Annotated in this window: 5 protein-coding genes; all 5 read left to right on the plus strand. The window is 44.9% G+C overall.

What is annotated here, in order from left to right; genetic code table 11:
• Window positions 1-1,422: ABC transporter ATP-binding protein (locus JXA84_06455; protein ID MBN1150843.1), on the plus strand; the 1,422-nt coding region annotated here is incomplete at its 5' end.
• 66 nt (window positions 1,423-1,488) lie between these two features.
• Window positions 1,489-2,832: a TolC family protein gene (locus tag JXA84_06460; protein ID MBN1150844.1), complete on the plus strand. Its 1,344-nt coding sequence runs from the start codon at window positions 1,489-1,491 to the stop codon at window positions 2,830-2,832.
• A gap of 43 nt (window positions 2,833-2,875) precedes the next feature.
• Window positions 2,876-3,919 carry an efflux RND transporter periplasmic adaptor subunit gene (locus JXA84_06465; protein MBN1150845.1) on the plus strand — a complete coding sequence of 348 codons (1,044 nt, stop codon included), beginning with the start codon at window positions 2,876-2,878 and terminating at the stop codon, window positions 3,917-3,919.
• On the plus strand, window positions 3,916-6,723 hold the full coding sequence (locus JXA84_06470; protein MBN1150846.1) for an efflux RND transporter permease subunit: 2,808 nt from the start codon (window positions 3,916-3,918) through the stop codon (window positions 6,721-6,723). Before JXA84_06465 ends, JXA84_06470 begins: the two co-directional genes overlap by 4 nt.
• Window positions 6,704-9,595 (plus strand): efflux RND transporter permease subunit, encoded by a 2,892-nt coding sequence (locus JXA84_06475; GenBank protein MBN1150847.1) that lies wholly within the window; start codon window positions 6,704-6,706, stop codon window positions 9,593-9,595. Before JXA84_06470 ends, JXA84_06475 begins: the two co-directional genes overlap by 20 nt.
• The last annotated feature ends 113 nt before the right edge of the window (window positions 9,596-9,708 follow it).

A 9,708-nucleotide genomic window follows, 5' to 3' on the forward strand; every position in this document is an offset into this window, starting at 1 on the left:
GGTTACTTGCAAGAGTTCATAGGCGAGAGAATAGGGATGGACTTGAAGATGAAGGTCTATGAGCATGTAATAAGACTTCCCGTCCAATACTTCGATGAAAATCCTTCTGGCTATATATCGACGAGAATAATCGGCGACGTATCAGCCGTCCAGGGGCTCGTTGTTGATGTATTTTCAAATCTTTTACGAGACGGCCTGACAATACTTGTCGGAGCCCTTGCTATATTCTACCTCTCCTGGAAACTCGCCGTAGCCTCCATAATCTTTCTTCCTTTCTATGTGTATTTTGCGTTTGTCTATTCCAAGAAAATCAAGGAATATAGCAAAAAGGTCAGGGAAGAGAGTGCTCTTCTAAGCGGATTTCTTAAAGAAAATCTCTTGATAATAAGACTCGTAAAAGAGTTCTGCGCCGAGAGGTGGAGTTCATTAAAGTTTTACTCCTCACAAAAGAGTTTTGTCAGAAGAGTTTTGGCGCTTTTCAGGGTCAGATTGAAATTTATCTCATTCATTACGTTCATAAACGGTATATCTCCTCTTATTGTTCTTGGGTTTGGGGGATACTTGATAATGAGAGGAGAGATGACACTTGGAACCCTCGTCGCTTTTTCGTCATTCGCGAATTATCTCTATTCACCTGTTTTAGGGTTGTTGTCTTTGAACCAGAGAGTCCAGGAAGGGATGGCTTCTTTCGAGAGGATAAAGGAAATCTTGGACAAAGAAACCGAACACAGAAACGGAATAGAACAGATTGAAAACGCCTTTATCGAATACAAAGATGTATTTTTCAAAAGAGGAGAGAGGAGTATTCTCAAGGGTATTAGCTTTACTATAGACCCGGGAGAAAAAGTCTTGATAAAAGGCAGGAGCGGAGAGGGTAAGACAACTATCGTAAATCTCTTGTTCGGTTACATAAAGCAGGACAGCGGAAATATAGAAGTGTCGGGTAGAGATGTAGAAAAATATTCACTGAAAGTTCTTAGGGAAAATATTGGCTACATGTCCCAGGATGTAATGTTGTTCAAGGGAACGCTCGAGGAGAATATTACTCTTGGAAGAAAAGTTGAAGAAGAAAAACTCAGAACAGCAATTGAAAATGCTGGGTTGTCAGAGACCATAGTTAAACTGCCGGAAAAACTTCTTACACAATCCGGGGAAATGGGGTTCAATCTATCCGGAGGAGAGAAAAAGAGAATAGGGTTGGTTAGAATCTTTCTTAAAAATCCTAAAATTATAGTCCTCGACGAACCTTTTTCAGGTGTTGATTATGAGGCGAGATATGGCATCAAGGAAGCGATTGACGGGTTGTTCGCCGATCAAACTCTGATAGTCATCTCCCATGATGAGGAGGAAAAGGATTACAAAAAAGTATTATACCTTGAAAACGGTTTGTTGAGGGAAAACCAAAGAAGGATAAATGTATAGACAAAAATGTTTTATATCTGTTGATATTGGCGTTTTGGCGTATTTTATGTTAAATTCTTTGAAACTATGTTAGTTTTATTTAATGTTCTGGTCTCACTCGTCTTAAGCCTTTCTCAGGCGGAGTCCTTGGCGGTGTCGAACTCCTATGAAATGAGAGCCGCGAGGGAAAGAGTTTTAGCGGCGAGATCGCAGTACAGGTCGCAGGTCTATAAATTTATCCCTGAACTCAGCCTGACCGGATACCTACCGAGAATTTCGTACTCTTCAAATTACACGAATTATCCGCCTTTCCCAGAACCACTGAAAATATGGACGAAGACAGAGGAAGGAGTCCTGGGAGCACACCTCTCGGCTTTACTGCCTACGGGAGCAGACGCCGAAGTGTCTTATGAGCTGTCAAAGGTCAACCAGACCTCAAACATATACCAGGACGAAAACTACTACGAGGGAAATGTTTTTTTTTCTCTCTCCCAGCCCGTTCTGGGAAATTTTCTGCCTCGTAATGAAATTAAATACTACGAGAGGAATTACGAGAGAGAACTACGGAATTTAGAGAGAACAGAAAGAAATGTTCTATATTCCCTGAGGTCTGATTATGTTGATCTCTATATTCTTCAACGCGCGAGTGAGACATTTTACGCAATGGAGAGCCTTGCCTTGAGGCAGTTCGGAGAACTCGAACACCTTTACAGAAGCGGATATCTCGAAGAGGTAGATCTTCTGAGAGACCAGAGCAGACTTGGATTAATCATATTGAAAAAACTTGAGACGGATTCAAAAATATCTCAATCTATAGATGAGCTCGAGCTCGCCACGGGAGAGGATTCTTTCGCAGCTGTACTTCCGGATGTACCAGTGTTTACAGGTGAGATAACTCCTCTTTCTTATTACGACCTTGCGGACATGGAGGATGATATAGAAGACGCTGTTTATCTTTTGGAAAAAGAAAAATCCGCCACGGAAATTTCTCTGGATTTTCAGGGTTATTACGGACTGAACGGAAGAGACGAGGAGACAAGCGCTTTGTACGATGTAGAAGAAAACAGGTGGGGAATTGCTGCAGGGATAACAGTGCCGATATTCAGATTTTCAGACAGAGAGAGGATAAAATCGCTCGAATACTCGCTGTCCGCCCTCAGGGAACGGAAAGCAGGATTAGAGGCTGAGATTGCAGCTCAGAAGAGAAAAATCGGTACTGACTCCCAAAGACTTCTCGTCAGGTTCGAGATAGCGTTATCAACATTCGAGGCGGCGGAAAAAGTTTTATTGAGAACTCCGTGGGAAATGTCGTCACCTTCCGAACAGCTTTCTTATCTTGGGGACTACACCGACGCGCTCGAAGCATACGGCGCCGTCCTCAAAGAAATGCTGATCTTAGATTTGAATTTTGATAAAAGAGTTGAGCAGTAATTATTCGCGGTTCTTTTCTGACCCTTGATCAAGGAGCAGACAAATGAAAAAGATAGCAATCACGATAGTAATAATCCTCCTTATCGTAATAGCGGGTTTTTTTGTCCTGAAAAAATTCGTTCTCGACAAAAAGAACCAAGATTCCATTGAAGAAATCGAGACCGACGAAATTCCGCCGCTTGAGGTCAAGGGCGCGATAGCCGACATCGGCGATGTCGCCGAATGGGTGGAAACACTCGGCAGAGTTGACGCGACAAAGAGAGTCGATTTTATAAGTCCTTCAAACACGGTTATCGAAAGACTTTACGTTGGGCAGGGGGACAGCGTCAGGTCAGGGCAGGCACTGGCTCAGCTCAGATATTCCAGCGAGATGGCAAGTTACGAACAGGCGCTTTTCGACCTTGAGAAGGCGAGAACAAGATACCAGTACGGACTTGAGACAGGCGACACAAACAGGAACCTTTTGAGGGTCAGTTCGGGGCTTTTGGACGCCGAGAGACAATACGCGTCCATAGCGAGGACCGTACAAGACCTCAACATCAGAGCGCCTTTCAGCGGAGTCGTAACAAATATCACGCTTGAAGCCGGAAGCAGTGTTCGGCAGGGAGAACTCGTCCTCTCGGTCATATCGGGAGGAGGTCTCATAGTCAGGTCGTACGTCCCGCAGACCGAGCTCTGGAGTCTCGGCGCAGGCAACAGGGCTATTGTGTCGTCCGTCGAAGGCGACAGAAGAAGCGATGGGGCAGTCGTATCGGTCTCACCTGTAGTTGATGAGCAGGGAACGGGAGAAGCCGTAGTGTCCCTGGACGGTCAGTGGAAGGTAGGGGAGATCGTGTCTGTCGAGATCCAAAGCGAAGTGTATCCTGAAAGGCTGAGGGTTCCCTACGACGCTGTTTTGAACAGACAGAACAAGTTTTTAGTATTCGTCGTAAGGGAAGGCAAGGCAAAATGGCAGTGGGTGACAGTCGGCGAGAGAGGGAGGGATTACATAGAAATATTAGAAGGAGTGCAGGAAGGCGACACTGTTCTCGTCGAGGGTCAGTTCACAATAGCCCACGACACAAAAGTAAAAGTACTCTTTGAATGAAATTTATAAAGTTTTTCACAGAAAGACCGGTTCTGACGGCGATGCTCTATACGGCTCTGGCCGTCCTCGGTGTAATATCCCTTTTCAACCTTCCGTTCGAACTCCTTCCTGACGTCAGGAAGCCTGAGTATTCAGTCGTTTGCAGATATTCAGGGGCGTCGCCCGAAATAGTTGAGAGAGAGATAACCGCAAACATCGAAGAACGCGCTTATTCTGTAAAAGGTATCATGGACATAAGATCGGTGTCGTCGGAGGGTCTTTCAATAGTCACTCTTTATTTCCACAGGGACACGGACATGAAGGCGGCTCTTCTTCAGCTCCGCGAAAAAATGGACGAAGCGTACTGGTCTTTCCCCGAAGGAGCAGAAAGGCCTACGATAATGACCACAGGCCCCTCTTCAAGGCCGATAATGGGAGTTTGGATAAAAGGAGAAAGGGAACTCATCGAAGGCGTGATATCGAGAAGATTGGAGCAGGTACAGGGCGTCAGCGAGGCGAGAATTCTGGGGATTATGAAGAAAAAAATAAAAATTACTGTAGAACCTGACCTTCTCGATGCCTACGGGATAACACCGGATGAAATCGGCGCCGCCATAGTTTCATACAATATTTCTGCACCGTCAGGCCTTGTAAAAGACGGAAGTTACACTTTTCCCCTGAGGTTTGTTTCGACTACATACGACGTAAAATCCATCGAGAACATACCGTTAAAAGGTGGACTTTTCAATCTCAAGGACGTCGCGATTATAGAGGAGACAGAGCAGGACAGGAACTGCGCCGTCTATTACAACGGTGAATTCGGGTATTTTGCCGAGATATACAGGGACTGGAACACGAATTCTATAAGGGTTTCAGACCGCGTTAGAGGACTGACGAAAGACCTTGAAAAGGAATACCCGGAACTGGAATTTCGGATCTCTTACGACGACGCGGATTTTATCCAAAATTCAATCAGGGACATCGTCTTGACCCTATTGATTGGAGGATTCCTCGCCTTTGCGGTTCTCTTTCTTTTCACGGGCAACAAAAGAATACCGCTCATACTCTCGGTGTCCATGCCGCTTTCCATCGTGCCGGCTTTTTTTGTGTTTTACATCTTCAAAATTTCCATAAACACCATGACCCTTGCGGGACTGGCGCTCGCAATAGGAATGCTGGTTGACGCCTCAATAGTCGTCCTCGAAAACATCATAAGAAAAGGCGATTCGGTCGCAGGCGCGAGGGAAGTCGCGGTTGCTGTGATCACTTCTGTTCTGACTACTGTCGCGGTCTTTTTCCCGGTGGTCTACGTCCACGGAATCGCCGGGTCGATGCTCAAACCTCTGTCTTATTCGGTGATAATAACGCTGGCGCTTTCGCTTTTTGTAGCTTTCACTGTTTTGCCACTTCTTTCAAAATCGATGAAGAAAGACCAGAACACGAAGATCTACTCGGCAATAGAAAAAAGATTTGAGGCAATTTTAGACAAGTGTTACGAAAAAAAGGCCCTTGTTGTAATAGTTTTCGCGGTTTTTCTTATTTCAGGCCTATCGGTGTTTTTATTCATCAAAAAGGAAATGCTTCCGAAACTCGGTCAGGAGACCCTGATCGAATATGAACTGACCCCGGGAACCGACATATCAGAGACTGAAAAAGTAGGGCAGAGGTTCGCACAATATTTCAATACCATGAAAATAGAAAATCTCTTTCTTGCTGGCAGGACAGATCCATTCGGCATTACGGGTGAAAACAGCGGTGCTATAAGGGTCAAAGCATGGAATTCGCCAAGGGATTTAGAACGAATATTCAGCGATTACTCAGGACTCAATTATTCCTACAGGGATTACAACCCTGTGACGGCTGATTTTTCTGCCCTCGGAACAATAACCTTAAGAGGTTATTATGAAGAGACAGGCGAAAGCGATTTAGTAAAACGGATGATACAGGGGGTTTTTCCGAACGCAGTGTTCACATACTCCCAGAAGATAAGGACAATAAACATAACCTTGAGGGAGGATCTTCTTTCGCTTTTCGGACATGACGCCGAGGACGTGGTGTCGAGGTTAAAGCTTTTCACGGGTGGAAACGAGATATTAGATGTCGAGAGGGGCGAGGAAAACCTCGTCATCTCATTGGAAGCCAGAGGATCACTTCGAGATCTTTCCAGGTTCAGAATAGGAAATCTCCCTCTGAAACTTTTTACCAAGATAGACACGACGGAGATTGACAAAGCGATAACGAGATTCAACGGCAAAAGATGTGTTGAAGCCATTTTGCCTTACGATGCGAGGTTCAGAGCTCCGTCTTTTCCTTTCAGGTCGGAACTTGGCGGTGAGGCTGAAGAATACAGAAAATCGCAGACTAGTGTCGTGTTCGCTTTTATAGTGGCGGCTTTCCTGGTGTTTTTAATTTTAGCTTCGTTTTACGAGTCGTTTAAACTGCCTTTTCTTATAATGATAACTGTTCCATTCGCGGCTTCCGGATTCTTTCTCAGTCTCATATTGACAGGGACAAGCCTAAACGCCATGTCCCTGATAGGCCTTGTCGTGCTAGTCGGCATAGTCGTCAACAACGCGATAATTTTAGTCGATAAAGCGGAAAAGTTCAGAAAAGAGGGAGTCTCCTATCCCGGCAAAAAAGCTTCAGTTGAGAGGCTCAGGGCGATATTGATGACTACACTGACGACGGTTCTGGGTCTTCTGCCGTTTTCTCTTGGGAATACTCTTCATTCACCCCTTGGCAGAGGAATTATCGGCGGTCTGCTTCTTTCGAGTTTCGTTTCTCTGCTTTTCATTCCTTTTATCTATGATAGAGTTTTTCGTTAAAAGACCTGTAACGCTTTTTTCGGTTTACGCGGTCATATCCGTATTAGGGATTATTTCCCTCGTAAATCTTCCCGTGGAGCTATACCCCGACACCGAATACCCGACGATGAGCGTTTCGGTCAACTGGCAGGACGCATCTCCCGAACTTGTCGAAAGAGAGATAACGAGGAAAATCGAGAGCGAAGTTTTCAGACTCCAGGGGGTCAGAAACGTCTCATCGAGGTCGTCAAGGGGGCAGAGCACTATAGAGATTGAGTTTGAAGGATCTGTCGACGTCACGTATCAGAAAGTTTTGCTGACAGAGGCTCTTTCGGGCATCGAATTTCCAATAGACGCCAGAGCACCCGAGATAACAGAGAGATCCCCTGACGAATTTGAAAGCGGATACCCGGTTGTACTTTCGGTGTCGGGACCTTACGACCTTGTAGAAATGGGAGAAAAAGCAAGGGAAATTGAGGAAAAACTCGAAAGGGTGGATGGGGTCAAAAATATATTGGTTTACGGCGACCCTGAAAAAGAAATACGGGTTGAGATCTTCGACCCCAGATTTTCTCCCTTTGCAGTTTTGTCAGAATTCATGAAAGAAGACTTTTCAGCGGGAAGAATCAAAGAAGGAGGCGCTTCGATTCCTTTAGTGGTCGAAGAGCAAAAATACCCGGAGATGATGTTCATATACGGCAGAGACCTGACGAAAATTGCCCTTGTAAGATACGGAATAAGCGACCCGTATTATCTGAGCAGAGTGAACGGAAATCCAGTCATTACGCTGAACATCGAAAAGAGGAACGACATAGGCCTTTTGGAATTCAGCAGAAATATAAGAAAAGCCGTCGAAGACCTGGAAGTAAACGGCGAGGTAACCGTCGAATTTGAGAGAGACGAAGCCGACGACATAAGAGAAAACTTAAAAAAGATAGCAATACTTGGGATAATAGCCCTTGTGGGTGTGTCTTTGTCCTTCATTTTCACGATGAAGGATTTCTATTCGGTGTTTCTTTTCTTTCTGACTATTGCGTTTTCGACACTTCTGACATTCGTCTGTATTTATTTTTCGAGACTTTCCCTCAACGTATTCACTTTAAGCGGAATCGCCCTGGGGTTCGGTATGGTCGTCGACAACTCGATAATAGTCCTCGAAAATATTTTGAGGCACAAGGAGGAGGGAAATGAAAATCCCGTCACTGCCGGGGCAAAAGAGGTATTTCTGCCGGTCATAGCCTCGACTTTCACGACAATCGTCGTCTTTGTGCCTTTTCTTTTCTTTCAGGGGACTTCGAGACAGCTCTATGTTCCTTTCGCTCTATCGGCTTCCTTCAGCCTTTTATCTTCAATCTTCGTCGCTTTCACCTTGGTGCCGATTCTTTCAGGACGTATAAAGCCTAAGACGGCGTATAGGCCGAAACTTTATCTCAGGACGTTAAAGGGGATGTTCAAACTTAGGTGGATCATAATGCCGCTTGCGATTTTGCTGATTTTAGCAGGAGCTTGGATATTCAAGGAAAATGTAAGAAAAGGACAGCCATTCAGATACGGCGAAGAGGACAGGCTATATGTAAGGATTTTTCTTCCCAGCGGAAGCGACAAATCAGAGGTCCTGAAAATAGCCGGAGACTTCGAGGAGGAGATACTGGAAGAGACCGGATACGAAAAATTGTTCACAATAATCCTCAATAACATAATACTTCTCGAAATCGACTACGAGGAACCATGCCAACCTGCTTACGCCCTGAAAGAAAAACTGCAGAGATTCGCAGTCAATTTCGCCAACTGCAGGATTGTAATTATCGGCATGGGTGACCCGTTTTTCACGGGAGGAGGTGGCGGGGGAGGTTTTCCTCAGTTTTCACTCAAGGGTTATGACTATTACAGACTCAATGAATACGCAGAAATGGTCAAACAGAAACTTCTTCAGAACCCGAGAATTGAAAATGTTGATTTGAACGTGTCATTCTACGGCAGGGGAGCGCAGAAGGAATTCATTGTTTCACCAAACAGGGCGATGCCCATGCAGGGTTTCAATCCTGCCTCTGTCGCCAATGCGTTGAGAAAAAAAGTGACATCGTATCTCGTCACTGACGAAGACAGGTTCGTGCTGAATATATTCACAGACAGCATTCTGAGGAAGGAGGACCTTCTATCCCTGAGGGTCCAGGCGGGATTTGAGTTGAGAGACCTTTGTTCGCTAAGCGAAGTTACATATCCTCCTCATATAGAAAGAGAGAACCAACAGTACACAAAAATGATCGCCTACGACTATCAGGGCCCATACAAACAGGCGGAAGGGTTCAGGCAGGCTTTCATGTCGTCGGTTCATCTTCCCGAAGGATTTGAACTCGGAGATGTTGAGTTTTACATGGAAGAGGAAGGGTTAAAGAAAAAAGAGATAATAATAGCTATAGCCCTTTCGATTTTCCTGCTACTGGCAGTACTTTCGAGCCTTTACGAGTCGTTGAAAAAACCTCTTCTGATCCTGATCGTCCTTCCGATTTCTTTTTTCGGAGTCGCCCTTGTCTATTGGTTATTCAAAAAGGAATTCGACGCAAGTGCTTTCGTCGGACTGATACTTCTTCTCGGCATTGCCGTCAACGACGGCATAGTTTTGATTGACCATTTGACGAGAGGGAAAAAGCAGGACGCGCAGGAAATAATAACGCGATGCGGACACAGATTCAGACCGATTGTTATAACTACCCTTACTACACTTCTTGGGCTGATCCCTTTCGTCTTCTCGAAGCAGGACATATACGTTTTGTCAAAGCTTTCTATTTCGTGCACGGGGGGACTTGTATTTTCGACTCTCGGAAGCCTTTTCATCCTGCCGGTATTCTACTACACGTTTTTCGGGAGAAAGAATCTGTTGACTGATAAATAAATATATTTAGTAAAAAGACCAAAGATAATTTCCACCACGAAGGACACGAAGCCGGTGACAATAAAAATTGTCACCTACACGAAGTATAAAATTTGAAATACAAATTTTATAAA

The sequence above is a fragment of the candidate division WOR-3 bacterium genome, from assembly GCA_016926475.1.
In the GTDB taxonomy this organism is placed as follows: Bacteria; SDB-A; SDB-A; order SDB-A; family SDB-A; genus JAFGIG01.

Excerpts from the sequence above, each read along its gene's own strand:
- JXA84_06460 (MBN1150844.1), top strand. The coding sequence starts at position 1,489 with ATGTTAGTTTTATTTAATGTTCTGGTCTCACTCGTCTTAAGCCTTTCT.
- JXA84_06465 (MBN1150845.1), top strand. The coding sequence starts at position 2,876 with ATGAAAAAGATAGCAATCACGATAGTAATAATCCTCCTTATCGTAATA.
- JXA84_06470 (MBN1150846.1), top strand. The coding sequence starts at position 3,916 with ATGAAATTTATAAAGTTTTTCACAGAAAGACCGGTTCTGACGGCGATG.
- JXA84_06475 (MBN1150847.1), top strand. The coding sequence starts at position 6,704 with ATGATAGAGTTTTTCGTTAAAAGACCTGTAACGCTTTTTTCGGTTTAC.